This window comes from Massilia endophytica (assembly GCF_021165955.1).
Lineage (GTDB): Bacteria > Pseudomonadota > Gammaproteobacteria > Burkholderiales > Burkholderiaceae_D > Rugamonas > Rugamonas endophytica.
In genome coordinates this window covers 4,597,711-4,621,033 of record NZ_CP088952.1, presented here as the reverse complement: position 1 = coordinate 4,621,033, position 23,323 = coordinate 4,597,711, and the positions used below count along the sequence as shown (strand labels likewise).

Here is a 23,323-nt window from a genome sequence, read left to right as displayed (position 1 = left end):
ATGAAATACACCCTGCTCGCTCTCAGCCTGGCCGCAGCGTTTGCCCACGCGGCCGATACGCCGGCCATCTCCGGCGTCGATACGCAGTACATCGACGCGAAGGTGCGTCCGCAGGACGACTTCTTCACCCACCTGAATGGTAAATGGCTGGAATCGACCGAGATTCCGGCGGACCAGTCGCGCTGGGGCTCCTTCAACCAGCTGCGCGACGATGCGCTGGCGCAGCTGCGCAGCATCATCGAAGGCCTGCAGGCCCGCAAGGACCTGAATGTGGAGGAGAAGAAGATCGCGGCGCTGTATGCGAGTTTCATGGACGAAGCCAGGCTGGAAACGCAGGGCGTGAAGCCGCTGTCCGGTGAGCTGGGCCGCATCCGTGCGATGAAGGACAAGAAGGCCCTGCCGGGCATGATCGCGCATCTGAACCGCATCGGCGTGCCAGTGCCGTACTCGATCGGCGTGTCGCAGGACGCGCGCGAGTCGACGAAGTACGCCGCCTACATGAGCCAGGGCGGCCTCGGTCTGCCGGACCGCGACTACTACCTGAAGAAGGACGACGCCAAGATGGCGGACGCCCTCGCCAAGTATGAGCTGCACGTGGCGAAGATCCTGGAGCTGGCTGGCTTCAAGGATGGCGCGGCCCAGGCCAAGGCCATCGTGGCGCTGGAAACGAAGCTGGCGGAAGTGCAGTGGACGCGCGTGGAGAACCGCGACCCCGTCAAACGCTATAACAAGACGCCGATTGCGAAAATGGGCGATATCGCCCCGAACTACGACTGGAAGCAGGCCCTGTCCGAAGCAGGCGTGGCCACCAAGACCGATTACGTGATCGTGATGCAGCCCAGCTACCTGGCGGGCTTCGACAAGATCGCGCAGGATACGGACCTGGCCACCTGGAAGGCCTACTTCAGCTGGCAGCTGCTGCGCGACGCCTCGCCATACCTGTCCAAGCCTTTCGCCGAAGCGCACTTCGCCTTCTACGACCAGGTGCTGGCTGGTGTGCAGAAGCAGCCCCCGCGCTGGAAGCGCGGCGTGCAGCTGGTGGAGGCTTCCATCGGCGAAGGCCTGGGCAAGCTGTATGTGGCCAGGCACTTCCCGGCCGACCGCAAGGAGCGCATGCAGAAGCTGGTGCAGAACCTGCTCGCGGCCTACAAGCAGAGCATCGATTCCCTGGACTGGATGAGCCCAGAGACCAAGGAGCAGGCGCAGGCCAAACTGGCCAAGTTCACGCCGAAGATCGGCTATCCGGACAAGTGGCGCGACTACACAGCGCTGCAGTTCAGCGCCGGTGACCTGATGGGCAATGTGCACCGCGCGGCCAATTTCAACTACAACCGCAACATCAACAAGCTGGGCAGGCCAATCGACCGTACGGAATGGGGCATGACGCCGCAGACTGTGAACGCCTACTACCGCCCAACTGCGAACGAAATCGTGTTCCCGGCCGCCATCCTGCAGCCGCCGTTCTTCGACGCGCGCGCGGACGACGCGGTGAACTACGGCGCCATTGGCGCCGTGATCGGCCACGAGATCAGCCACGGCTTCGACGATTCGGGCAGCCAGTCCGATGGCGACGGCAACCTGCGCAACTGGTGGACGGACGCCGACCGCGCCAACTTCAAGGCCAAGGCGGATGCGCTGGTCAAGCAGTATGACGGCTACAGCCCGCTGCCCGGCTACTACGTGAACGGCAAGCTGACCCTGGGCGAGAACATCGCCGACAATTCCGGCCTTGCCATCGCCTACAAGGCCTACAAGATTTCGCTGAACGGCCAGCCTGCGCCGGTCATCGACAAGCTCACCGGCGAGCAGCGCTTCTACATGGGCTTCGGCCAGGTGTGGCGCACGAAGATGCGTCCGGAAGCGCAGCTGCAGCAGGTGAAAACGGACCCGCACTCGCCGGGCCAGTTCCGTGCCAACGGCACGGTGGTGAACCAGCCGGGCTTCTACGAAGCCTTCGGCGTGAAGGAAGGCGACAAGCTGTATCTCAAGCCTGAAGACCGGGTAATCATCTGGTAACGATGTGCTAGAGTAGGGCGCCCGGCTACAAGACCGGGCGTTTTGCATTTGAAAACAAAACTCCATGAGAGGAATACTTTGAAACGACATCTGCTCAGTGCCCTGACGCTGGCCCTGCTGGCCAGCGTATCCGGTATGGCCGGCGCGGCCGAAAAGTCCGTCAAGCCATCCAAGCCCACCTCCGGCATCGCCGTCGAATACATCGACCCGGCCGTGCGCGCGCAGGACGACTTCTTCGTCCACACCAACGGCAAGTGGCTGGCCACGACCGAGATCCCTGCGGACAAGGCAAGCTGGGGCTCCTTCGCCAAGCTGCATGACGATATCCAGCCGCAGCTGCGCGCCATCATCGAGAATGCCGCCGCGAACGCAAGCGGCAATGCGGACAAGCAGCGCATCGGCGACTTCTACGCCGCCTTCATGGATGAAGCGCGCCTCGAGCAGCTGGGCGTTGCGCCGATCCAGGCCGACCAGGCCCGCATCGCGGCGCTGAAGGACAAGAAGGAACTGCCCGCGCTCATCGCCTACATGAACCGCGTGGGCATCAGCGCACCGATCGATTTCGGCGTCCACCAGGACAACAAGGATTCCACCAAATACGTGGCCGACTTCGGCCAGAGCGGCCTCGGTCTGCCGGACCGCGACTACTACCTGAAGAAGGACGACGCGAAGCTGGCCGACGCGCTGGCCAAGTACGAAGTCAACATCGCCAAGATGCTGGCGCTGGCGGGCGATGCTAACGCCACCGCCAACGCGAAAGCCATCGTCGCCTTCGAAACCGAGATCGCGAAGATCCAGTGGACCAAGGTTGAACTGCGCGACCCCGTCAAGGCCTACAACAAGTACGAGCTGGCCAAGCTGCCTGCCATGATGCCGGGCTACGACTGGAACGGCTACCTGGCCGCCACCGGCCTGGCGGGCAAGGTCGATTACGTCATTGTCGGCCAGCCGACCTACTTCCAGGCGCTGGACAAGGTTCTGGCGGATACGCCGCTGGAAACGCTGAAGGCCTACTTCCAGTGGCAGCTGGTGCGCAGCGCAGCGCCATACATGTCCAAGCAGTTCGTCGAAACGAACTTCGACTTCTACGGCAAGACCCTGAGCGGCGTGACCGAGATGCGTCCACGCTGGAAGCGCGGCGTGAGCGCCACCGAAGCGGCGCTGGGCGAAAGCATCGGCAAGGTCTATGTCGAGCAGTACTTCCCGCCGGAATACAAGGCGCGCATGGACGTGCTGGTGAAGAACCTGCTGGCCGCCTTCAAGCAAAGCATCAACACGCTGGAGTGGATGACCCCTGCCACCAAGAAGGAAGCCCAGGCCAAGCTGGCCAAGTTCACCACCAAGATCGGCTATCCGAACAAGTGGCGCGACTATTCTTCCATGACCGTCAAGCGCGACGACCTGCTGGGCAACGTGCGCCGCGCCACGGAGTTCCGCTACAACTATGAAGTGAACAAGCTGGGCAAGCCTATCGACCGCGACGAGTGGCTGATGACTCCGCAGACCGTGAATGCCTACTACAACCCGGAGATGAACGAAATCGTCTTCCCGGCCTCCATCCTGCAGCCGCCGTTCTTCGATCCAAAGGCGGATGACGCGGTCAACTACGGCGCCATCGGCGGCGTGATCGGCCACGAGATCAGCCACGGCTTCGACGACCAGGGCGCCCAGTACGACGGCGACGGCAACCTGCGCGACTGGTGGAGCGAAGCGGATCACAAGAACTTCAAGGCCAAGACCGGCCAGCTGGTGGCGCAGTACAACGCCTTCAGCCCGCTGCCAGGCTACAACGTGAACGGCGAGCTGACGCTGGGCGAGAACATCGGCGACAACTCCGGTCTCGCCGTGGCGTACAAGGCCTACAAGCTGTCCCTGAAGGGCAAGAAGGCGCCCGTGATCGACGGCCTGACGGGCGACCAGCGCTTCTTCATGGGCTGGTCCCAGGTATGGCGCATGAAGATGCGCGATCCGGCGCTGATCCAGCAGATCAAGACCGACCCGCACTCGCCTGGCCAGTACCGCGCCAACGGCACCATGCGCAACCAGCCAGGCTTCTACGACGCCTTCGGCGTGAAGCCCGGCGACAAGATGTACCTGTCCCCGAAAGACCGCGTCATCATCTGGTAATGCCGAAAGGCAGGGGACAGACCCCAGGGGGTCTGTCCCCGGTAACCCGGTCCGCCACCGCACACAGTCGGCGGCGGCAGGGACGAAAAAAAACCGCTCAAACGAGCGGTTTTTTTATGAGGCCGGAAGAATCAGCCCTTAGGTTCCGGTGCAGGCGCCGCAGCAGCTGGAGCTGCAGGCACTTCAGGCTCCTTCAGCTTACCGCCCGACTTGTTCGCCATGTACACCACAGCGCGCGCCACTTCCACATCGTCCAGATCCGGATTGCCGCCTTTGGCAGGCATTGCGCGGATACCTTCGATAGCGTGTTTCACGATGGTGTCGTAGCCCTGTGCCAGGCGGCTGCCCCAGGCGCCGTTGTCGCCAACCTTCGGTGCGCCGGCAGCGCCGGTGCCGTGGCAAGCTTGGCAGGTGGAGGTGTAGATCGCTTCGCCGGACTGCAGCACTTTCGGTGCATTCGCATCCTTCAGGGTGAAACCTTCGTCTGCGACTGGCTTCAGGCGTGCAGCCACGGCTTCGGCGGTCTGCGCGTTCGAACCGGCGCCCGTCAGCTTGTCCTGGGTAACGTACTGCACCAGCAGGATAATACCGAGAATGGTAATGGCAAAGAAGCCAACTACGGCAGCAACGAGTTGCTTAGGCGTTCTGATGGCGGATTCGTGTTCGTGGTGTGCGTCGCTCATGATTTCCTTAGTACAGTTTCCGAAGCTGGTGACCCTTGGCGTTAGCTTTTTTGCACCAATAGCAAGCAACCCTCGCCAAACCCGCGATTATAGACGGAAAACCCCTTGCGGGGAATGCAATATGCTGGCGAAGAGACACTTTCCATGGACGGTTTCCACGAAACCCGGTATCCTTCGTGTCTCTTCCGACATACCCCCGTGCGGCTGTAGCTCAGTGGATAGAGTATTGGCCTCCGAAGCCAAGGGTCGCTGGTTCGATCCCAGCCAGCCGCACCAACGGCATTGTTTTGCGCATTTTTGCAATACGAATGTATCAAAATGAGCCGCGTTGGTTTCCTTGCGGCGTGGTTTTTCCGCGATCTTAGGGTTGCAAGTTTTTTCCAGCTTTTTCCGCCTAATTTCGGTGAAAAGCTCCTCCCTAGCCGCCATGTATTCAGCACTCAAGCGAGGCTCCTGACCAGATTAACTGTCGATGAGTCCGACTGGTGCTGGTAGAGATGCGGGCCAAGTGGCATTCTTTTAGCGATTTCTTCCTGCCATGCGTCATCCACCCATTCAAGCACCTTTGAGGGCAGGAAATGCCGGAGGCTGCAGCGCACCAATCAGGGATAGTTGGTAGCCAAAATACGCCGTAGTTTCCGCGAGTTCCACCTTCTTCTCTTCTACACCGTCCGCCCTCGCAAGAGCTACATGCCATGCCTCCGGTTCAGCTGCCCCACTGGCGAGCCAAAAGGCGTATTGCGGCCAATGCTTTGCGGCAGTCACGATCATTTCTCCTGACGGCGAACTCGTCCTATTCCAAAAGGTTCGCCACGTGGCGCCAGAGATTCCTGTAGTGGTCTCTAGCGCCTTGAGTCTTCGTGGTTTATCTGTGACAGCCCTGATGACCGCTATCAGTCGAGCCAGAATCGAGAGATTGTTAACTCGGAAATTTATGAAGGGGGAGGTTGAGGTCAAGTTCTCCTTTGAGTTGGAGCTGGTGTCGGTCGAACAGTTAGCGGTGCTGATGCACAAGTCATCAGCAAGCAGGGATGCATCTCGCAATCCATCAGCTCTGCCTCCGATCTGACGCCTCCTTGGGGCTAAGCGTTTCCTTTGGCATGCTGAGGGTATCGCTGCCTTCTTCGCCTCGTATGTGTTCAGAGTCCTTGTCGGTTCCATCCACCTAGCACACTTCTACCGTATTCGAAGACAAGCGTCGTGGCCGCCCACGTAAAGTGCGCATGAGTCTGGTGCTCATCTTTGCTCTTGACCGACAGGGCTGGTACGTGGCGCTATCCACTTTCATGCCCATTTCCCCATTTAAGTTGCAAAGATCACATGGCTGTTGTAACCTGTCGATCCATACATCTTTACACAAAGCGTAAAGTTGGAAAAATCACGAAATACTGATATTATATACAGTGGATGGATATCGACTTTAAGGATGAAACGTACGATCGTCTTGAGACGGATCTCACCTTCACTGGAGGATTCGCTAGACCCATCGTTACAGCGTACAGGAAACGTCTGCAACTCATCCGTGCTGCCCCGGATGAGCGGGCGTTTTATTCGATGAAATCGTTGCATTTTGAGAAGCTGAAGGGCAACCGTGCCGGAGAGTACTCGATGCGGCTGAATGATCAATGGCGCTTGATTTTGAAGTTAGTAGAACGCGACGATGGCAAGGCCGTCTGGATCATTTCTATCGAAGATTATCACTGAATTTGGAGATTGTTATGGGAGCACGAGTCGCTGCTGAGGTATTTCCTCCAGGAGAATTTCTTCGGGAGGAACTGGAAGCGAGGGGGTGGACGCAAGCCGAGTTTGCCGAGATCATTGGTAAAGATGCCCGTCTGGTGAGCGAAGTAATCGGTGGGAAGAGAACGGTTACTCCTGAGACTGCTATTGCACTTGGACAGGCTCTTGAAACCGGCCCTGAACTTTGGATGAATTTGGAGAGCCAATATCAGCTTTCTAAGGTTCGTTCGTATGGGGAAGAGTCAATCGCTAAGAAGGCAAAGCTGCATGGGCTTTTCCCTGTCCGAGAGATGGTAAAGCGTGGTTGGATTGAGTCTACGAAGAATATTGAACTCTTAGAGAGTCAAGTGCTTTCGTTTTTTGGTATATCATCTATTGATGAGCAGCCAGAATTTCTCCACGCTGCGAAAAAAAAATCCTATGACGACACGTCAATTTTGCAACTTGCTTGGCTATCGCGAGCTAAACAACTAGCGAAGGCTGCTCCTGCTCAAAAGTACTCAGAGTCTAAGCTCAAAGGTGCTATTGAAGAGCTACGTGAGCTTGTCGAGTACGTAGATGGTGCAAGATCAGTTGCTTCCATTCTAAACAGATATGGTATCCGCTTCATTGTTGTGGAGAGTTTGCCTGGTTGCAAAATCGACGGTGCATGTTTTTGGATAGATAAGAGTCCAGTCATAGCTATGTCGCTTAGGTTCGATAGGGTGGACAATTTTTGGCACACCCTATTCCATGAACTCGACCATGTCTTGCACAAAGAAGGGATGTCGCATCCTATTTTGGATGTGGATATTCAAAGCAACGATGAGAAGCCAGCGAATGAGATTAGGGCGAATGATGCTGCTGCTGAAACTCTTGTTCCAAGTAAAGAGTTCGAGGGTTTTATAGCGCGAGTGAGCCCAATGTTTAGCGATGAATCGATCAATGGATTTGCTCTTCGGATGCGAGTGCATCCAGGGATAGTGGTCGGCCAGCTCCAAAATCGAGGCCTTTTACCTTGGAGTTTCCATAGGAAGAAGTTGGAGAAGATTAGAGACTTTGTGACTTCAACCGCGCTAACTGATGGCTTTGGAAGGATGTTAGATCTAAGTAGTAATTGATTTGGAGGAGCTATGGCGACGAAGAATGAGAGACTGCAACAACTTGTTCAGCTTTATCAAGAGGCTGGTCAAAAATGGCCCGCCACTACGCGCGAGGTCGCAAGCTGGGCGATAAGAGTTGGCAAGTGGGCACCTCATCCATCGGCAGTGGTCAGTCAGTGTGCGGAGGAACTCTCACGCGCCCTTCGAGATGAGTACGTTCGTGATGCACAAGGGCGCCGCGTAAGAACCAAGCACGCTGCTACCTATGTTGAAGGTACTGAGCAACTCGTTCTGTGGGACGACATTCGCACGGCCTCGCCTCAGCACATGCAACTCGCGTTTCAACAGCGCCGACAACAGATTTTAGGTGATTGCAAACAGCTCAAAAACGATGTGGACAGTTATAACGAAAATCGTCAGCCGCAGGTTCCAGTGCAAGTGGTGTTTGATTTCACCTATGACTTAGAAGAGTCTGCGCTTGCTCGTAGGAAGTTCGGTTGATTACGCGGAGGAGCTGATGGTTGGTGATAAGCAGCATCGGATAGCGTTTGCTTACCATAACCCTAATTGGATCTTTGGCGAAGATAAACGTGAGGATCTGGAAAAAGCTGAGCAAGTCACTCCAGCTGAGTATCGTCATGAAATGAGGGGTGCGATCTTTTGCCCTGAATGCACAACTCCATTGAGTAGAGCACCCGAGGAGAAAGAGCTTTTCACCAATAGCCGTACAGCTCATTTCAGGCATAGGAAGGCTTTTAAACACATTGCCTGTTCACTGCGAGTCTCTCGTGGAGCGGGCTTGCAATACCACTCTGAAGAGGAAGTCAAGCGAGCGGTTCAGAATGAGAACCTTGTGCTAGTGGGGGGATGGGCCGAACATCCGCCAGAGATTCTGATCGACGAGACGTTGGAGGATTTCGAATTCCGGCAGACACAGATAGTCGATCCTGATGGGCCTATTACGGAAATACCACTCGGTCGTCATACCGGGAAGAAGGTGTTACTCCCAACGAGAATCACCAGCGTTCTTTCGATCTGTCGCGGTTTTGATAAGAACATTCATCGCGCGTTCTTCCTGCCAGACAGTCAATACGCGTTGCATTTACGCGACTTACTTTATGATGTGGCGCGCTTAGATGAGATGGACCTCCCGCAGCGGCCCAACTTGTATTTTGGCCGTATCGAGCGGTATGCTCGCCTGACGTTCCGCAACATCATCTACCTCAAAGTCCAAAACTTCCCTGAACTCAAGATTTACACTTACCCGACGTTTGACGAACGGAAGAGAATTGATCAGGGCTCGATTGGTCGAGTAATGCTGTTCTACGGCGCCATAAGTTCGGCGGGTGAAGGAATCCCTAGGTTCAAGACTGAGAACTGGGGAGAATACAGCCTCCTGCCGTCCCAATACGAAAAATTCCTTCCCTGGAGTTAACTGCGACCTGGCTCGCCCTAGTTCTTTTGCCAGATCCTCTGCGCGTAGATGTGTCTAACGCTTGAGCATATCCAATGTTTTATGACCAGTGATCGCCGCAACCTCCATCACGTTCAGCCTTTTTTCGAACAGTCGGCTCGTAGCTTCGTGCCTTAGATCATGGAAGCGCAGCCCGGGAATATTAGCGCGATGAGGCTCACAAGCTCGCTCAAAAGCTTGGTTCACGGATTCAGCCTGAAGCGAAAATACTTGAGCCTCTACCTTGTTGACGTCGCGAGTCCTCAATGCCGCTACCGCCTTAGTTGATAAGGGAATCGTTCGGGGACCTCAGTTTTCGTTTTTTGGCAGATGCGTTGTTTGCTTTGGGAAGCTGGGCTTTTTCGCCGACCCGCACCACGGCCTTTCCGAAGTTTTTACCCTCCAGCAGCCCGATGAGGCCAGCGGGAGCATTCTCCAGTCCCTCGATCACGTCCTCCCGCAGCGTCACCTTGCCTTCTCGGAGCCAGCGGCTCATGTCCTGCCTGAAGGGCTCGAAGCCTTCCGCGTAATGGTCCAGGATGATGAAGCCCTGGATACGGATGCGGCGGAACACGAGTGCGGAGAGCAGGGCGGGAAGCCTGTCCTTGCCTTGGCCGCCTTCGCTCTCGTTGTAGTGCGCGATGGAGCCGCACACGGGTACGCGCGCGCCGTCATTGAGCAGGGGCAGGACGGCGTCGAACACCTCGCCGCCAACACTCTCGAAGTAGACGTCGATGCCCTGCGGGCAGGCTTCGGCGAGTTTGCGGGCAAAGTCCGTATCGTGGCGGTCGAGGCATGCGTCGAATCCGAGTTCTTCGACGACGTAGCGGCACTTCTCCGGCCCGCCCGCGATGCCTATTGCCCGCGCGCCCTTGATTTTAGCGATCTGTCCCACGACGGAGCCCACGGCGCCGCTGGCCGCGGCCACCACCACGGTCTCGCCAGGCTGCGGATCGCCGATCTTCAGCAGCCCGTGCCAGGCCGTGAAGCCCGGCATGCCGAGAAGGCTGAGCGCGAGGGAGGGCCGGGGCAGGCCGGCGAGAGGGGTGAGGTCACTGCCGTCGGACAGGGCGTACGTCTGCCATCCCGCATTGGCCAGCACCAGGTCCCCAGGCCGGAAATCCGGATGGGCCGACTCGGCGACTTCGCTTACCGTGCCGCCCACCATGACTTCGCCCAGCGGGATTGGGGGCGCATAGGACTTGGCGTCGCTCATCCGGCCGCGCATGTACGGGTCCAGCGACAGGTACAGGGTTCGAAGCAGCACCTGGCCGTGCTGCGGCGCCGGTTTATCCTGTTCCTCAAGCCGGAAGTCGCCCATGCGCGGTGCGCCTTCGGGCCTGGCGGCCAATACGATGCGGTGGTTCTTATCCATTTTTGTTCTCCTTGAAGTAGACCGGTCGTCTAGAAATTGGTTAAAGTAATCTGGCGGTTCGATTTGAGATGCCGCCTACCTTGAAAGCTTCAGAATGTGCCGTGTGCTTACCATCGCTGTCTGCAGCGGACGGTCATCCTGCGTGACCTTGGCCAGCAGGCTGGCGCCCAGCCACATGGCATACAGGGAAGTGGCCAGCTCTTTTGCGCTGTCCGGAACGGCAATGGAGCCATCGAGCTTGCCGTCCTCGATGCATTCCGTAAGCCTGCGGATGACGCCGTCCGTACCGCGCTCCAGAACTGCGCGCATGGCTTCGGAGAGGTCCGATACTTCCGCGCTCAGTTTCACGGCAAGGCATTTGGCGTTCGGGTCGTCGCCACGCTGGGCGGCGAGCCAGTAGCGCCAGTAGCCATTGAGACGTTCCGCCGCCGAGGAGGGACGGGTAAGCAAGGTATCGAGGTGCTGAAGATGCTCCTCGAAGTACCACTCCAGCAGCGCCTCGCCGAACGCCTCTTTGGAGGCAAAGTAGTGATAGAAGGAGCCTTTCGGCACCGAGGCGGCAGCCAGCAGCTCGGCCAGGCCCACGGCCGTAAAGCCCTTCCGCAGTATCAGCCCTTTGCCGATACGGAGAATGTGCTGCCGCGAGTCTGCGATGGAGGTCTTCATGCGCACACCATAACATGAAGTAGACCAGTCGTCTAGAAACTCTTCAAGACGTCTTGCAGGCGTTGGCAATATGCGGAAACGTTTTCCACGGCCAGGTTGGTGACGCCCAGCAGCAGCCCGCCATAGCCGGGGAAGGGATTCGCGTGCCACCAGGATAGCGCCGAGGGGGCCATGCCCGCGGTGCGTGCCCGCGCGGCGGCTTCGGCATCGTTCACGCCATCGGGCAGGCGGATCAGCACGGCGAGTCCGGCTTCGACATGCGGAATGGACATCGAAGCGAGGCAATCGCCAAGGGCGCGTCGCCGGTCCGCATAGAGGCGCTTCATGCGGCGCAGATGGCGCAGGTAGTGGCCATCGTGCATGAACTCCGCGACGGCCAGTTGGATCGCGGGTGCCGGGGCAGAGGTGAAAGTTCCGGCCATGCTGGCCACCTGCGGCGCAAGCTGTGGCGGCGCCACCAGGTAGCCCACGCGTAGTCCCGGATTGATGGTTTTGCTGAACGTGCCAATGTGGAGCACCCGGCCGTTCCGGTCCAGCGAGGCCAATGCGGGCGTCGCGCGGCCCTGGAGCTGAAGCTCGCCCAGGTAGTCATCTTCGACGATCCAGGCGTCTGAACGGGCTGCCCACTCGAGAAGGGCATGTCTCCTCGCGAGCGAAAGCGTGACGCCGGTAGGCGCCTGCTGGCCCGCAGTGACCACTGCCAGCGCCGCATGGGGCGCCAGGGCAATGCCCGCTTCCACGTTGAGGCCTTCCGCGTCCACTGGCACCGGTATCGGACTGACACCGGATTTCTCCAGCATTTGCCGTGTCAATGAAAATCCGGGTTCCTCCATCCAGGCGCTGCTCCGCGCCATTCCCAACACCTTCAGCGCAAGCTCCAGTCCTCCCGCGAAGCCGTGGGTAATGAAGATCTGCTGTGGCGTGCATTGCATGCCCCGCGCCATGCACAGGTAGGCCGCGATTTCGGCGCGCAATGCGGTCTCGCCTTGCGGGTCCGGGTAGGCCAGGGGCATTGCGGAAGCCGCACGCGCTGCGCGGCCCATGATGCGGGACCAGGTCTTGAACGGAAACACGTCCTGCGCAGGCACGCCGATACGGAAGATCGCGGATGGGGAGGGCGAGCCCGCAGCCGGTTCGCCATCATGAATGGTGCGGGCGCTGGGCGGCACGGCGGCAATGTGCTTCGCGACGTAGGTGCCCGCGGCTCCGGCAGTCCACACCAGTTGCTGGTCCCGCAGGTTCTCGTAGGCCATGCGCACCGTGCCCCGGGCGACGCCCAACTGGGCCGCCAGGTCGCGCCATGAGGGAAGGCGGGCGCCGGGCAAAAGGCGGCCTTCGCGGATGGCCGCAGCCATCGCGGAGGTGATTTGCTCGGTCAGGGATTCGCCCCTGCCGCGGTCGAGGTTGATATGGATGCCGGGTTCCATCGAAGCGTAATGGTACAGTGATTCTCAACATTCTTGCATCTTTTACCTATGCCAAGAGCCGAATACCATGCATCGATCCTCAACGAGTTGAAGGCGAACCATGTACCTGAAGAAGATCTGCATTGCGCTCGCCGCCCTGCCAGGGCTGGCGCTGGCTGGCGCACAGTCGCACCCCGTATTCGACCGCGCGATTCCGAATATCCCCGGCAAATCGCTGATTGCCGTGGAGGTGAATTACGCTCCCGGCGCGAAATCGGCACCGCACCGGCATTCAAAATCCGCCTTTATTTACGCCTACGTGGTGTCGGGCGCTGTCCGGAGCCAGGTGGAAGGGCAGGCCGCGCGCGTCTATCGTGCCGGGGAGGGCTTCTCCGAGCTCCCGGGCGAGCATCACCTTATCAGCGAGAACGCCAGCGAGAGCGAGCCCGCCAGACTGCTGGCCGTATTCGTGGTGGACAGCGATGACAAACCTCTTTCGAAGCCGGACTGACATGAAATCGATCGCTGCACTTCTTCTTCTCGCGGTGCTGTGCGCCGCCAACGCGGCCGACGATGGGGGCGACGGCAAAAGCCGCGCCCAGAGCGCCGGCAAACGGCTGATCGGCCAGCCCGGACCCAGCGCAAGCCTCACCACAATCGATGGCAAGACCATCGAGCTCGCGGCTTTTTATGGAAAGAAGCCGGTGTACCTGAAATTCTGGGCCACATGGTGCGTGCCCTGCCGTGAGCAGATGCCGGGCTTCGAGCAGATATTCCAGAAATACGGCAGCCGCATCGCGGTAGTCGCCGTCAATACCGGCTTCAGCGAAACGGAGGCCGACGTGCGTTCGTATCGCAGCAGGCACGGACTTCATATGCCTATCGTGATCGACAACGGGAGCCTTGCGGGGAAGCTCAATCTGCGCGTCACGCCGCAGCATGTGCTGATCGGCGTGGATGGGCGAATCATGCACGTCGGCCACCTGGCGGACAGGGAGCTGGACGAGGCGCTGGAAAAGGCCGTGTCGGAAAAGCCGGCGCCTCTCGCCATCCTTCCTGCGGAGCCGCCGGTCAAGTCCCGCGCGTTCAAAGTGGGCGAGGAGGTCTCGGGCATTACAGCGGAAACCATTGCAGGGCCGTCCGTGGCCTTCGGTCCGGGCGGTTCAGGCAAGCCGCGCGCGCTGGTGTTCTTCTCTCCATGGTGCGAAACCTATCTGCGTGAGAGCCGTCCCGCAACGGCCCAGGCCTGCGCCCGCGTGCGCAAGGAGGCAGAGCGCCTGGCCAGGCGTGGCGATGTGGAGTGGCTGGGCGTTTCGGCCCCGCTGTGGGCAAGCTCTGGAGAACTGGCCGAGTATGGAAAGTCCAGGAAGACTGCCATTCCCCTTGTACTCGACAGAACGGGAGCGCTCTTCGCTGCGTTCGGCATCAGGCAGATTCCATCCATCGTGCTGATCGACGCCACCGGACGCGTGGCCCAGGTTCTCGGTCCGGAGGACCGCAACATCGCCAGGGCTGTGCAATCGCTGGCGCCGCGCCAGCGGCTGGCCTTCCGCTGAATGCAAGGAGTGTTCATGCCCGCTTACATTCGCGCAAGCTTCGTTTTGGCCGCGCTGTTTGCCTTGTTCGTCCTTGGTCGCGCGGCAAATGCAGCCGAAGATTTCCTTGAACCGGAAGCCGCGTTTCGCTTCAGCGCCAAAATGGTGGACGGAGGCACAGCTGCAGTCACCTTCCATATAGCCGACGGATACTACATGTACCGTGAACGTTTCAAGTTCGCGGCGAGTGCAGCTACATTGGGCCAGCCGCGCTTCCCGCGCGGGAAGGTCAAGTACGACTCCACGTTTCAGAAAGAGATGGAGATCTATCGCGGCGAAGTGACGGTTCTCCTCCCGGTTCAGGCTTCGGGCACGTTCAAGCTTGCTGCCACCAGCCAGGGCTGCTCGGATTCAGGGCTTTGCTACATGCCGCAGGAATCGTCCATCACCCTGACCGGCAAGGCCAGTACAGGTGAACCGGACCGTATCGGGGCGGCGCTGGCCGAAGGGAGACTGTGGGTGATCGCTCCACTGTTTCTCGTGCTCGGCCTTGGCTTAGCCTTCACACCTTGCGTGCTGCCGATGCTGCCCATCCTGTCTTCGATCATCGTTGGGGAAGGTACAGCCAGCCGTAAACGAGGACTGCTGCTGTCAGCCAGCTACTCGCTCGGCATGGCCATCGTTTACACGGCGCTTGGCATCACGGCGGGGCTGATAGGCGAGGGCCTGGCGGCATTTCTCCAGAACCCATGGACCCTCGGCGGCTTCGCACTGCTCCTGACCCTTCTCGCGCTGTCGATGTTCGGCCTCTACGAGCTCCAGGTTCCAGCGGCGCTTCAGGGAAGGCTTGCCGGGGTGGCGAACCGGCAGGCGTCCGGAAAACTGGCCGGCGTATTCGCGATGGGAATGGTATCGGCGCTCATCGTCGGGCCATGCGTCGCGGCGCCGCTGGCCGGCGCCCTGCTGTATATCAGCCAGACGGGTAATGTCCTCATCGGCGGGAGCGCCCTGTTTGCGATGGCTGCCGGGATGAGCGTGCCCCTGCTTCTGCTTGGCGTATCGGCCGGTTCCCTGTTGCCCAGGTCCGGCGCCTGGATGGGCAAGGTGAAGAAGTTCTTCGGCGTGCTGCTGCTGGCAACGGCCGCCTGGCTGGTGGCGCCGGTGCTTCCCGGACTGCGGACCGAGGCGGCCGGTACGCAGTTCACCCGCATCCGCACAGTCCAGGAACTTGATGCTGCGCTTGGCCGCACCGGCGGCAGACCCGTGATGCTGGACTTCTATGCTGACTGGTGCGTCTCCTGCAAGGAGATGGAAAAGCTCACGTTCAGCCAGCCGCAGGTGAAGGCCAGGCTGAAAGACCTCACGCTGCTGCAGGTGGACGTAACAGCCAACGGTCCCGATGAGAGGGCGCTGATGAAGCGCTTCGGATTGTTCGGGCCGCCGGCCATCATTCTGTTCGACGGCCAGGGACGGGAGATAGCGGGCGCCCGCATCATCGGTTTCCAGAATGCGCCGGACTTCCTGCGCTCACTAGAAAGGACAGCAAATGGATTGCTTCATCTGTAATACCTGTGGAACGCAGTACGCGCCAAGCGCGCATCCCCCTGCTCATTGCGCGGTCTGTGAAGACGAGAGGCAGTATGTGGGCTGGAACGGCCAAACCTGGACGACCCATGATGCTCTGCGGGACCGGTACGCGCTGCGCATCGAGGAGGACGACGGCCTGCTCGGCATCGGCCTTCCGGTGGAATTTGCGATTCCGCAGCGGGCGTTGTTGCTCCCTACCGACGCTGGCAACATTCTCTGGGAGTGCGTGAGCCTCGTGACCCCGGAAGTTGTGGACATGCTTAAGGCGCGCGGCGGCGTGGACTGCATCGCAATCTCGCATCCGCACTTCTATTCGTCGATGGTGGAGTGGAGCGAGGCTTTTGGCGGTGTTCCTATCCTGCTGCATGAGGCGGACAGGCGCTGGGTGATGCGGCCTTCGCCGTGCATACACTTCTGGGAGGGAGAGGAGAAGGCATTGTCGGCCGACGTCACGCTTGTCCGGTGCGGCGGCCACTTCCCGGGCAGCACAGCGCTGCACTGGAAGCGCGGACCGCGGTCCGGCGGTGCGCTCTTCCCCGGTGACGCGATGCAGGTCGCTTCCGACAGACGCCACCTGGGTTTCATGTACAGCTATCCAAACTATATTCCGATGAAGCCTGGTGACGTCCGCGCCATGCGCGCACGGCTTGCGGCATACGACTACACCGATATCTTCGGCTTCACATGGGGGCGGAACATTATCGAGGGCGCGCGCGCGGCGGCCGATGTCTCCTTCGAGCGCTATCTGCATGCCGTTTCCGATTGAGCTCTTGCTATAGATCAGAGCCGCCTCGCAATTGCCTTCTTATGATGGCATAACGGCCGAAGCCGCTCCGGCTTTGGCCGTTTACTTCGGGGAATGGCCATGGAAAAGGTGCCTGTCGTCGCAGTTGTAGGCCTGGGATACGTCGGTTTGCCCCTGGCTGTGGAATTCGGCAAGAAGCGGACAACCATCGGTTTCGACCTTTCGGTGCAGAAGATCGACAATTACCGGCGCTTCATCGACCCAACAGGCGAGGTGTCCGAATCGGCGCTGCGCGCGGCGGAGCACCTCACGCTCAGTTCCGATCCCGCCGTGCTCTCGCAGGCGGACTTCATTCTCGTCGCCGTGCCCACGCCCGTGGACGAGGCGCGCAACCCGGACTTCGGGCCGCTCCGGTCGGCGAGCATCAGCGTGGGCAAGCACCTGAAGCGGGGCGCCATCGTCGTCTACGAATCCACCGTCTACCCTGGCGCCACCGAGGAGATCTGCATCCCTCTGCTCGAACAGCATTCGGGCCTGCGCTGGAAGGAGGGCTTCCACGTGGGTTTTTCTCCAGAGCGTATCAATCCCGGCGACAAGGCGCATACGCTCACCACGATCCGCAAGGTGGTGTCCGGTGACGATACGGCCACGCTGGAGGCCATCGCGAAGCTTTACGAATCGGTAGTGACGGCCGGCGTCTACCGCGCGTCCTCGATCAAGGTGGCGGAGGCGGCCAAGGTCATCGAGAACACGCAGCGCGACCTGAACATCGCGCTGATGAACGAGCTTGCCATTATCTTCGACAGGCTGCGCATCGATACGCTCGAAGTGCTCCAGGCGGCGGGCACCAAGTGGAATTTCCTGCCCTTCCGTCCGGGACTGGTCGGCGGCCACTGCATCGGGGTCGATCCCTACTACCTCACGCACAAGGCGGACATGATCGGCTACCACCCTCACGTGATCCTGGCCGGGCGCCGCATCAACGACGGCATGGCCAAGTTCGTAGCCGAGAAGACGGTGAAGGAAATGATCGCGGCCGGCTGCCACATCAAGGGCGCGAAGGTGAATGTGCTGGGCCTGACCTTCAAGGAGAACTGCCCCGACCTGCGCAACTCCAAGGCGGCGGACGTCGTCAGCGAGCTGGCTTCCTATGGCCTGGACGTGCACGTGTTCGACCCGGTGGCGAATGCGGACGATGCGCAGTACGAATATGGCATCCATCTGGACAGCTGGGAGAGCCTGCCCAAGGGCGACGCGGTGGTCGCCACCGTGCCTCACCAGGCCTTGCTCGACCTGCCATTGGCAAGCCTGTGCAGCAAGTTGAATGCGGGCGGCTGCTTCATCGACGTGAAGTCGCAGTTCGACAAGTCCGCGCTGCGCGAGGCCGGTTTCAGCGTGTGGCGGCTCTAGCATGCGCCAGATAGAAGAGGTGCGCGCGCACCTGGTCATGCACCGCTACCGCTGGCTCGTGACCGGCGCGGCGGGTTTCATCGGCTCGCACCTCACGGAAGCGCTGCTCCTGCTGGGACAGCAGGTGACGGGCCTGGACAATTTTTCGACCGGCCATCCGCGCAACCTGTCCGAAGTGCGGCGGCACGTCGGTCCCGAAGCCTGGTCGCGCTTCCGATTCCAGAACGACGACATCCGCGACATCGAGGCCTGCAGGCGCGCGTGCGAGGACGTGCAGTTCGTGCTGCACGAGGCGGCACTGGGTTCGGTGTCCCGTTCCATCGACGATCCGCTCGCCACCCATGAGAGCAACGTCACCGGTTTCCTGAACGTGCTGCTGGCTGCGCGCGACGCGGAGGTTACGCGCTTCGTCTACGCGGCTTCCAGTTCCACCTATGGGGACCATCCCGCATTGCCCAAGGTGGAGGAGCGCATCGGCAGGCCGCTGTCGCCATACGCGGTCAGCAAGCTTGCGAACGAGCTGTATGCGGATACGTTCAGCCGCTGCTACGGCCTGCCAGTTGTAGGGTTGCGCTATTTCAACGTGTTCGGCCCGCGCCAGGATCCCGCAGGGGCCTATGCGGCGGTCATTCCGCAATGGCTGTCCGCCCTCATTGCCAATGAGGCGGTGTTCATCAACGGTGACGGTGAATCCAGCCGCGACTTCTGCTACATCGCCAATGTCGTCCAGGCCAATCTGATGGCGGCGATGTCGGACAATCCCGATGCCTTGAACGAGGTGTACAACGTGGCGCTGGGCGAACGCACCACGCTCCTGCAGCTCTACCAGCTCATGCGCGACATGCTCCAGCCGCGCTATCCCCATCTCAGCCAGCACCAGCCGCAGTTCCGCGGTTTCCGGGCGGGCGACGTGCGCCATTCGCAAGCGGATATCGGCAAGGCGCGGCGCATTCTTGGCTACGAGCCGACGCACCGTGTGCAGGACGGGCTGATCGAAGCCATGGACTGGTATGTCCGCTATCTGGACGCATAAGCGCTCGCCGCTTCCGGCATTCGTCATCATCTACGGCCTGCTCCTGGCCTACGGGAGCTTCTACCCTTTCGAATGGCGCGCATGGCCGGCGCACGGGCCGGGAATGCCCGAATGGCCGGCGCATATCGACAAGGGCGATCTGGTCCAGAATCTCCTTGTCTACATGCCATTCGGCGCATTTGTCACGATGCTCTGGCGCCAGGGCCTGTGGCGCGGCGTGGTGCTCGCCATGGCATGCGCGGGAGTTTTCAGCCTGGGTGTGGAGATGGTTCAGCAATGGCTGCCCGCGCGTGTCTCTTCGCTGGGCGATGTGGCGGCGGATATGACGGGCAGCGCAGTCGGGGCCGGATTCGGTGGACTTCTTTCGCAGGATACGCAGCCCGGCGCGTGGCTCGCCAGGCTGCGCGCAAAGTGGATACTGCCCGGGCCTCTGCCGAACACCGGCATGGCGGTGCTGGCGCTGTGGTTCCTGTCCCAGGCCAGTCCGCTGGTGCCGACCCTCGATATCGCTTACCTGCGCCATGAGCTCGGGCAGGTCTGGCGTGCCGTCATGGCGCCAGAATCGCTGCGTCCTCCGAAGCTGGCCGTTCTGCTGTGCTATCAGACCGGGCTGGGACTTCTGCTTTACACGCTCGCGAACCGCCGCCAATCGCGGCTGCTTGCCTACTGCTGCCTCGCCTGCGCCGTGTGGATCGCCAAACTTCTGGTGCCGGAGCGTACGCTCTCCGCTGAACTGATGGCGGCGTCGCTTCTGGCCCTGCCCCTGCTGATGATCTACGGCAGCCTGCCGCCGCGCGTCATGGCTGCCTGCAGCTTCGTGCTGATTGCGGCGGGGCTGGGGATCTCCGAGCTTTCGCCTGCGCAGTGGACAGGCCGCGCGGTTCCCTTCAACTGGGTGCCGTTCCGCGCGCAGATGTCGGGGCTGGACGGCTTCGAGAACATTGTGGAATGCGTCTGGCCCGGCATGGCTCTGGCCTATCTGCTGCGCCTCGCCGTGCCGCCCCAGCACAAGCGCGTATGCGCCCTCGTAGGCGGCCTGCTGCTCGCCGTGAGCATGCTGGCCCTGGAATGGATGCAGCAGCGCGTTCCGGGGCGCTTCGGCGACATCACCCAGGTGGCAATGGTCTGTGCGGGCTGGATCGTTCCCTGGTGCGTGCGGCGGCGCCTTCCCGTTCACCCGCAATGATCTCGTCCATCAGCGCCGCCAGCTCCGCCGTGCGCGAAAGGCGTGATGCCTTTGCGACGGCTGCATCCGAGGCCATGGGCGCCTTGCCGGACGATGCCAGTTCGATAAAGCGAGGCAGGGCCTGCCGGATCTCCTCTGCCGAATCCAGCGGGGCAATGGTATCGACGCCTGCCTGCCGCAACACGGCGGCGGTTTCGCCGTGTTGATCCGTCAGCGCCAACAGGGGGCGCCGCGCCCGCAGGTACTCATAGAGTTTGGCGGGCACCTGTTCGTTGCAGTTCGCGGCCTGCAGCAGCAATAGACCGTCCGCCGACAGCATTTCCGCCAGCGCCTCGCGGTAGCCGATATGGGGAGCTGTCTGTACCACTGTCTCCACTCCATGGCCGGCTATCAACTCTCGCAAGTGCGCATCGTGCCCGGTGGCTCGAAGCACGAGGCGGAAACGCAGGGGACTCAAAATCCCTTCCCTGAGCAGGCTCCCGATGGCCTGCAGCAGCGGGCCGGGATCGCGTTCGGAAGGATAAATGACGCCACTGTGCAGCATCGTGAATGGCCGGTCGCAAGCAGGTGCAGTGGGCTCGACACCCATGAAGTCCGCTTCATCGTAGCCGTTCTCGATCAGGCGCAGGTCCATGCCGGGATAGCTGCGGCGGTAGCTGCGCGCCGCAGCGGCAGTCGTGCAGACGGCAGCAGCGCAGCGCTGCATGGTGAGCTGCTCCATGCGGCGATGCATCCTGCGGCTCAGGGCATTGGCCGGATAGTGTTCGTCGATCATGGGATCCCGGAAGTCCGCAATCCATGGGAGCCCGCTCAAACGATGAAGCGCATAGCCGATCAGGTTTGCGCTGGCGATAGGATAGGTGGACCAGATGAGCTGCGGCTTGTAATGCCGGATCAGGGACAGGCCAGCAGGAATGGCGCCTGCCACCCAGCTCGCCCAGCGGTCCGGCTGGGCGAGCCAGCCGGGATAGCGGCCGAAGAGGGAGAGGTGGCGCGACGCATCCAGCGCGAAGGCGCGGCGAACCACGATATGGGCATCCAGTTCCTCCATCTGGTCCGGCCCAGTTTGCGGATAGGCGCGCGGATGGGCGCTCAGTACCAGCGGCTGCCAGCCATGCTGCGGGAGATACTTCGCAAACTTGAGCGTGCGCTGGATGCCGCTGCTGCCATGCAGCGGCGGGAAATGGAAGGCCACCATCAGCACGCGTTTCACCATGATCTTACCCAGTCCGCGGTCCAGGATGCGACCTGGCTGCGCCAGGCGGCGCTCGAAAATGTGTGGTTGGCGTCTTCCAGCAGTTCGCGGCGCACGCGCGGCGAAACGATCTGCCGCTGCCATGCCGTGGAGCGGTCCACCATGTCCTGAAACTCGCGTGCCGTGAGATCCTGGCCGCTCAGTATCAGAAGAACAGGGCCGTGAAAGCCTGCGAAGCACTGCAGCATGCGGGTGGGCAGGTCCTGATCCTGCGCGACGCTCGCCGCGAATGCGATGCCGGTGAAGGACTTTAGCGCCGCGGCAGGCCGGAACTGGCCTCCCACGATTTTTCTCCAGAGCTCGGGGTCGAACAGGCGCGAACGGTAGTAGTGCTTTATCGTGACGCGCGCCAGGCCCTGGCCTGTGCGCACCCATGGGTTGAGCAATACGAGGCCGCGCACGCGGGCATCGTGCTGCGCGTGGAAGAGGGAGGCGGATGCGCCATCGCACAGGCCCCATAGCACCACCTCCTGGAGGCCGGGCTGCACGTCCATGAACTGGTCGATGGCGGCGCGCAGGTCAGCGGTCACGGCCTCGAAGCTGCGCACCTTGCCCGTGCTGTCTCCCATGCCGCGATAGTCGAAGCGCATGGCCGGTATGCCGCCTTTGGCCAAGGCGCGGGCCAGCAGCGTGAACTGGCGGTGGCTGCCCGCTCGGTATTGAGGGCCGCCGACAACGATGAGAACGCCGCGCTGTGCTGGCGACGCGGGGGCGCTGACGATGCCTGTCAGCCAGTCGTCTCCGCAGCGGAAGGAGAGGGCATTTTCACGCATGGTGTGGGCTCAGGCAGGCGTCGAGGGTCGCGCGCAGCAATGCCTGGCTTTCCGTGATCTCCTGCGTGGCCCAGAAAGGCTGGCTTTCCACAGCGTGGGTATGGATGTTTGCGCCTGCACCGCGCCATTGCTCGATGGCGCGGGAGGAGGCGGGCGTGAGCTCGCTGCATTCGAACCAGTGGACGCGGCATTGTGGGACGCGGCTGGCAAGGTTCGCCTGTTCCATTGCGGCCGCCAATTCCGGCGCCAGGCTGTAGCCGGCAACTTCCAGCGCACTGCCTTCCAGCAGCTCACGGCGCAGTGCGGCCGAGTTGCGCTGGTCCAGTGGCGCCGCCAGCGCCTGGCCTGCGACTTTCAGCCGCAGGAACTGCTGCAAGTGCTGGGCCCCGGTCAGGACGGGTTGCCACAACAGCAGTGCCGCGGGCCTGCAGCTCGGATGTGTGGCGGCCAGCAGGGCGCCCAGCCGCAGCCCCCACAATCCGGGCGCCGAATCGGCATTCCGGCGCAGCCAGTGGGCGCCGCGGTCAAGGTCTTCCTGCCAGATGCTCCAGCGCGCGTCGCCAAAATCACCCGCGCTGTCGCCGCAGCCATACAGGTCCAGCTGCAGGACGGCGAAACCGTGATCCGCGAGCAGGCGGGCCTGCAATGCAGCCATCCGGCGCGACTTGTTCATCTCCTCGGCGAAGGGATGGACATAGAGCCAGCTGCCGCGGCATTCGCCCGCCGGTGCGTGATAGAGACAGAAGCGCGCCGCCGCCCCGCCGCCCATGAAGAACGGGTGGGGTGGCGGCGCGCTTGAGGGAATCATGCTGTGAGTTTGAACTTCACGAAGTCCGCCAGGCTGCCCAGGGTGGCGAAGTTGGCGGCGCTGATTTCGTCGTCGTCGACACTGAAGCCGAAATGGTCTTCCAGTGCGCCGATCAGCTGTACTACGGCCATCGAATCCAGTTCCGGAAGGCTGCCCAGGAGCGCGGAGTGCGCGTCCAGCGCTTCGCCCGCGGCGCCCAGGGCCAGTACCTCGATGACAATCTTTTTCACTTCTTGCAAATACATGTGCTACTCCATGGTGATGACCGCAACCAGCGCGGCGTGGCGCGGCGGAGTATACCCTGACGGCGTTTCCCCAGTGTAGGCGGCTCCCGTACGGAAGAGTTTGGCTTGGCGCAAATGACGCCCAATTGTAGAATGGTAGGATTGTCCGAGAGTTTTCGATGCTTTCCCTGGCTGGAGCAGCCGATCCCGCGGCCCGTT

General features: G+C 61.1%; 22 protein-coding genes, 1 tRNA gene and 1 pseudogene. 14 read left to right on the top strand and 10 right to left on the bottom strand.

Features of this window, described 5'->3' with window-relative positions; translation table 11 throughout:
* Both LSQ66_RS21140 and LSQ66_RS21135 read left to right on the top strand, forming a co-directional pair.
* Positions 1-2,016 carry a M13 family metallopeptidase gene (locus tag LSQ66_RS21140; RefSeq protein ID WP_231767135.1) on the top strand — a complete coding sequence of 672 codons (2,016 nt, stop codon included), beginning with the start codon at positions 1-3 and terminating at the stop codon, positions 2,014-2,016.
* Positions 2,017-2,094: 78 nt separating this feature from the next.
* Entirely contained in the window at positions 2,095-4,143 is a 2,049-nt protein-coding gene (locus tag LSQ66_RS21135) for a M13 family metallopeptidase (RefSeq protein ID WP_407659543.1), read from the top strand.
* Between the two features lie 131 nt (positions 4,144-4,274).
* On the opposite strand, the gene LSQ66_RS21130 is transcribed toward LSQ66_RS21135, so the two are convergent.
* Complete coding sequence (locus LSQ66_RS21130; RefSeq protein WP_231767134.1) at positions 4,275-4,826, bottom strand: c-type cytochrome; 552 nt, start codon at positions 4,824-4,826, stop codon at positions 4,275-4,277.
* Positions 4,827-5,026: 200 nt separating this feature from the next.
* On the opposite strand from LSQ66_RS21130, the gene LSQ66_RS21125 reads away from it, so the two are divergent.
* Positions 5,027-5,102: transfer RNA gene (locus LSQ66_RS21125), tRNA-Arg, on the top strand.
* A 279-nt stretch (positions 5,103-5,381) separates the two neighbouring features.
* Here the strand turns inward: LSQ66_RS21125 and LSQ66_RS21120 are convergent.
* Positions 5,382-5,597, bottom strand: coding sequence for a hypothetical protein (locus tag LSQ66_RS21120; protein WP_231767133.1), 216 nt, complete (start codon positions 5,595-5,597; stop codon positions 5,382-5,384).
* 636 nt (positions 5,598-6,233) lie between these two features.
* Here LSQ66_RS21120 and LSQ66_RS21115 point away from each other — a divergent pair.
* Genes LSQ66_RS21115 through LSQ66_RS21100 form a run of 4 tightly spaced genes read left to right on the top strand, consistent with a single transcriptional unit; the run spans position 6,234 to position 9,083 of the window.
* Entirely contained in the window at positions 6,234-6,530 is a 297-nt protein-coding gene (locus tag LSQ66_RS21115; RefSeq protein ID WP_231767132.1) for a type II toxin-antitoxin system RelE/ParE family toxin, read from the top strand.
* Between the two features lie 14 nt (positions 6,531-6,544).
* Complete coding sequence (locus LSQ66_RS21110) at positions 6,545-7,666, top strand: HigA family addiction module antitoxin (protein ID WP_231767131.1); 1,122 nt, start codon at positions 6,545-6,547, stop codon at positions 7,664-7,666.
* 12 nt (positions 7,667-7,678) lie between these two features.
* Entirely contained in the window at positions 7,679-8,149 is a 471-nt protein-coding gene (locus LSQ66_RS21105) for a hypothetical protein (protein ID WP_231767130.1), read from the top strand.
* 16 nt (positions 8,150-8,165) lie between these two features.
* Positions 8,166-9,083: a hypothetical protein gene (locus LSQ66_RS21100; protein ID WP_231767129.1), complete on the top strand. Its 918-nt coding sequence runs from the start codon at positions 8,166-8,168 to the stop codon at positions 9,081-9,083.
* Between the two features lie 54 nt (positions 9,084-9,137).
* Here the strand turns inward: LSQ66_RS21100 and LSQ66_RS21095 are convergent.
* The 4 genes and pseudogenes from LSQ66_RS21095 to pdxR form a co-directional block, all read right to left on the bottom strand.
* Positions 9,138-9,407: pseudogene (locus LSQ66_RS21095) on the bottom strand (tyrosine-type recombinase/integrase); the annotation flags it as partial.
* On the bottom strand, positions 9,382-10,476 hold the full coding sequence (locus tag LSQ66_RS21090) for an NADP-dependent oxidoreductase (protein ID WP_269449110.1): 1,095 nt from the start codon (positions 10,474-10,476) through the stop codon (positions 9,382-9,384). The pseudogene LSQ66_RS21095 and the gene LSQ66_RS21090, both read right to left, overlap by 26 nt.
* A gap of 75 nt (positions 10,477-10,551) precedes the next feature.
* On the bottom strand, positions 10,552-11,142 hold the full coding sequence (locus LSQ66_RS21085; RefSeq protein WP_231767127.1) for a TetR/AcrR family transcriptional regulator: 591 nt from the start codon (positions 11,140-11,142) through the stop codon (positions 10,552-10,554).
* Positions 11,143-11,174: 32 nt separating this feature from the next.
* Positions 11,175-12,569, bottom strand: coding sequence for a MocR-like pyridoxine biosynthesis transcription factor PdxR (gene pdxR, locus LSQ66_RS21080; RefSeq protein WP_231767126.1), 1,395 nt, complete (start codon positions 12,567-12,569; stop codon positions 11,175-11,177).
* Positions 12,570-12,669: 100 nt separating this feature from the next.
* Between pdxR and LSQ66_RS21075 the strand changes: the two genes are divergently transcribed.
* From LSQ66_RS21075 to LSQ66_RS21045, 7 genes are all read left to right on the top strand, one after another.
* On the top strand, positions 12,670-13,059 hold the full coding sequence (locus tag LSQ66_RS21075) for a cupin domain-containing protein (protein ID WP_231767125.1): 390 nt from the start codon (positions 12,670-12,672) through the stop codon (positions 13,057-13,059).
* Between the two features lies 1 nt (position 13,060).
* On the top strand, positions 13,061-14,104 hold the full coding sequence (locus LSQ66_RS21070; RefSeq protein ID WP_231767124.1) for a redoxin domain-containing protein: 1,044 nt from the start codon (positions 13,061-13,063) through the stop codon (positions 14,102-14,104).
* A gap of 15 nt (positions 14,105-14,119) precedes the next feature.
* Positions 14,120-15,649 carry a protein-disulfide reductase DsbD gene (gene dsbD, locus LSQ66_RS21065; RefSeq protein ID WP_231767123.1) on the top strand — a complete coding sequence of 510 codons (1,530 nt, stop codon included), beginning with the start codon at positions 14,120-14,122 and terminating at the stop codon, positions 15,647-15,649.
* On the top strand, positions 15,630-16,436 hold the full coding sequence (locus LSQ66_RS21060; RefSeq protein WP_231767122.1) for an MBL fold metallo-hydrolase: 807 nt from the start codon (positions 15,630-15,632) through the stop codon (positions 16,434-16,436). The genes dsbD and LSQ66_RS21060 overlap by 20 nt, the downstream gene beginning before the upstream one ends.
* A gap of 99 nt (positions 16,437-16,535) precedes the next feature.
* Entirely contained in the window at positions 16,536-17,825 is a 1,290-nt protein-coding gene (locus tag LSQ66_RS21055) for a nucleotide sugar dehydrogenase (protein WP_231767121.1), read from the top strand.
* A gap of 1 nt (position 17,826) precedes the next feature.
* Positions 17,827-18,858 (top strand): SDR family oxidoreductase, encoded by a 1,032-nt coding sequence (locus LSQ66_RS21050; RefSeq protein WP_231767120.1) that lies wholly within the window; start codon positions 17,827-17,829, stop codon positions 18,856-18,858.
* Entirely contained in the window at positions 18,836-20,044 is a 1,209-nt protein-coding gene (locus LSQ66_RS21045; RefSeq protein WP_231767119.1) for a VanZ family protein, read from the top strand. Before LSQ66_RS21050 ends, LSQ66_RS21045 begins: the two co-directional genes overlap by 23 nt.
* Here LSQ66_RS21045 and LSQ66_RS21040 read toward each other — a convergent pair.
* From LSQ66_RS21040 to LSQ66_RS21025, 4 genes are read right to left on the bottom strand one after another with little or no spacing between them, the layout of a single operon-like run.
* On the bottom strand, positions 19,965-21,260 hold the full coding sequence (locus LSQ66_RS21040; protein WP_231767118.1) for a glycosyltransferase: 1,296 nt from the start codon (positions 21,258-21,260) through the stop codon (positions 19,965-19,967). The genes LSQ66_RS21045 and LSQ66_RS21040 overlap by 80 nt on opposite strands.
* Positions 21,254-22,072 carry a hydrolase 1, exosortase A system-associated gene (locus LSQ66_RS21035; protein ID WP_231767117.1) on the bottom strand — a complete coding sequence of 273 codons (819 nt, stop codon included), beginning with the start codon at positions 22,070-22,072 and terminating at the stop codon, positions 21,254-21,256. The genes LSQ66_RS21040 and LSQ66_RS21035 overlap by 7 nt, the downstream gene beginning before the upstream one ends.
* Entirely contained in the window at positions 22,065-22,880 is an 816-nt protein-coding gene (locus tag LSQ66_RS21030; RefSeq protein ID WP_231767116.1) for a hydrolase 2, exosortase A system-associated, read from the bottom strand. The genes LSQ66_RS21035 and LSQ66_RS21030 overlap by 8 nt, the downstream gene beginning before the upstream one ends.
* On the bottom strand, positions 22,877-23,125 hold the full coding sequence (locus tag LSQ66_RS21025; RefSeq protein ID WP_231767115.1) for an acyl carrier protein: 249 nt from the start codon (positions 23,123-23,125) through the stop codon (positions 22,877-22,879). Before LSQ66_RS21025 ends, LSQ66_RS21030 begins: the two co-directional genes overlap by 4 nt.
* Between the last annotated feature and the right edge of the window lie 198 nt (positions 23,126-23,323).

Coding starts and splice junctions, on each gene's coding strand:
- LSQ66_RS21140 (WP_231767135.1), top strand. CDS start 1: ATGAAATACACCCTGCTCGCTCTCAGCCTGGCCGCAGCGTTTGCCCAC.
- LSQ66_RS21130 (WP_231767134.1), bottom strand. CDS start 4,826: ATGAGCGACGCACACCACGAACACGAATCCGCCATCAGAACGCCTAAG.
- LSQ66_RS21120 (WP_231767133.1), bottom strand. CDS start 5,597: ATGATCGTGACTGCCGCAAAGCATTGGCCGCAATACGCCTTTTGGCTC.
- LSQ66_RS21115 (WP_231767132.1), top strand. CDS start 6,234: ATGGATATCGACTTTAAGGATGAAACGTACGATCGTCTTGAGACGGAT.
- LSQ66_RS21110 (WP_231767131.1), top strand. CDS start 6,545: ATGGGAGCACGAGTCGCTGCTGAGGTATTTCCTCCAGGAGAATTTCTT.
- LSQ66_RS21105 (WP_231767130.1), top strand. CDS start 7,679: ATGGCGACGAAGAATGAGAGACTGCAACAACTTGTTCAGCTTTATCAA.
- LSQ66_RS21100 (WP_231767129.1), top strand. CDS start 8,166: ATGGTTGGTGATAAGCAGCATCGGATAGCGTTTGCTTACCATAACCCT.
- LSQ66_RS21090 (WP_269449110.1), bottom strand. CDS start 10,476: ATGGATAAGAACCACCGCATCGTATTGGCCGCCAGGCCCGAAGGCGCA.
- LSQ66_RS21085 (WP_231767127.1), bottom strand. CDS start 11,142: ATGAAGACCTCCATCGCAGACTCGCGGCAGCACATTCTCCGTATCGGC.
- pdxR (WP_231767126.1), bottom strand. CDS start 12,569: ATGGAACCCGGCATCCATATCAACCTCGACCGCGGCAGGGGCGAATCC.
- LSQ66_RS21075 (WP_231767125.1), top strand. CDS start 12,670: ATGTACCTGAAGAAGATCTGCATTGCGCTCGCCGCCCTGCCAGGGCTG.
- LSQ66_RS21070 (WP_231767124.1), top strand. CDS start 13,061: ATGAAATCGATCGCTGCACTTCTTCTTCTCGCGGTGCTGTGCGCCGCC.
- dsbD (WP_231767123.1), top strand. CDS start 14,120: ATGCCCGCTTACATTCGCGCAAGCTTCGTTTTGGCCGCGCTGTTTGCC.
- LSQ66_RS21060 (WP_231767122.1), top strand. CDS start 15,630: ATGGATTGCTTCATCTGTAATACCTGTGGAACGCAGTACGCGCCAAGC.
- LSQ66_RS21055 (WP_231767121.1), top strand. CDS start 16,536: ATGGAAAAGGTGCCTGTCGTCGCAGTTGTAGGCCTGGGATACGTCGGT.
- LSQ66_RS21050 (WP_231767120.1), top strand. CDS start 17,827: ATGCGCCAGATAGAAGAGGTGCGCGCGCACCTGGTCATGCACCGCTAC.
- LSQ66_RS21045 (WP_231767119.1), top strand. CDS start 18,836: ATGTCCGCTATCTGGACGCATAAGCGCTCGCCGCTTCCGGCATTCGTC.
- LSQ66_RS21040 (WP_231767118.1), bottom strand. CDS start 21,260: ATGGTGAAACGCGTGCTGATGGTGGCCTTCCATTTCCCGCCGCTGCAT.
- LSQ66_RS21035 (WP_231767117.1), bottom strand. CDS start 22,072: ATGCGTGAAAATGCCCTCTCCTTCCGCTGCGGAGACGACTGGCTGACA.
- LSQ66_RS21030 (WP_231767116.1), bottom strand. CDS start 22,880: ATGATTCCCTCAAGCGCGCCGCCACCCCACCCGTTCTTCATGGGCGGC.
- LSQ66_RS21025 (WP_231767115.1), bottom strand. CDS start 23,125: ATGTATTTGCAAGAAGTGAAAAAGATTGTCATCGAGGTACTGGCCCTG.